Source organism: Xenorhabdus sp. PB61.4, from assembly GCF_963894935.1.
In the GTDB taxonomy this organism is placed as follows: Bacteria; Pseudomonadota; Gammaproteobacteria; order Enterobacterales; family Enterobacteriaceae; genus Xenorhabdus; species Xenorhabdus stockiae.
The window spans coordinates 1-1,001 of the sequence record NZ_CAWQJR010000143.1; the positions used below are offsets into that span (position 1 = coordinate 1).

At 43.6% G+C, this 1,001-nt stretch carries 1 protein-coding gene; it reads right to left on the reverse strand.

The window, feature by feature from the left end:
• Window positions 1-6: 6 nt before the first annotated feature.
• Complete coding sequence (locus tag AACX68_RS07620; RefSeq protein ID WP_228860876.1) at window positions 7-906, reverse strand: IS982 family transposase; 900 nt, start codon at window positions 904-906, stop codon at window positions 7-9.
• Window positions 907-1,001: the final 95 nt, after the last annotated feature.

Sequence of the window (1,001 nt, forward strand, 5' to 3'; positions counted from 1 at the left end):
TCGACTTTAACACTTTATAACGTTAGCTTGTTGAAGCCAGTCGCGTTGTCTTTTACCTTGTTTAAAATTAGCAAAAATGCCCAACGTATGAGAAAGCAGTTTTCTGGCTATTCGATTACTCAAATGCCACAAATCTCGCGCCCAGCACTTCTCGATAGCAAATTGTCCGGCAAGTTGACCAATCACGGTTTCAATTAGACGGCGTTTGGCATTAATACACTTTCTCGTTTCTTTGGGGACGGGATCATCCATATTGGCACGTACTGGCGTAATTATTTCAATACCTGATTTATTCATTTCCTCTTTAAACTCAACGCCTAAATACCCTTTGTCACCGAGCAAATAGCCTTTTATCGGGCCGACCACATCCCAGCTTGCTTTGCGCTCACTGACATTAGCAGGTGTCAACGTGAATCCCGTTACTACGCCGATTTCATCTATCATGAGATGCCCTTTAAAGCCGTAGTAAGTTTCGTTCTTGGCGACACAGTATCCATAACCGGCTTGTCCTTTAAAATTGGCACTGCCTTTCGCTCTTTTGAATACACAGACGGGCAGCGGAAATCCGTCGATGATATGTACTGGCCTGTCTAATGCGCCCAATAATCTCGCCAGCTTTTCTTGCAATTTTTGTTTAACAACCCAAAGATTGGAAGCCTGTTTAGCAAAATTGGCCCGTGAACCCAGTCCCGGAAACCACTCGCGCCAGTGATCACAAAAATACGTCCAAATTCCTTTATCTGTTGAAAATCCTAAGAATTCACCCACGACTTCCATTGTGATGACTTCCGCATCACTCAGCTTAGGTGGGATCCCCCGGCTCCTCAGTCGTGTGCCTTGCTGTAACGCTGTTAAATTATCGTCTATCCAACAAAACACCCAAATGATAAAATCTTGATGTGACATAGCCTTTATTCCTTTATTTCTCTCAGTTTGGCGACTTAAAGTTATAAAGGAGCGGCTATGTCATTTCAACTCATCATAAAAGTCGAGCATCGCGT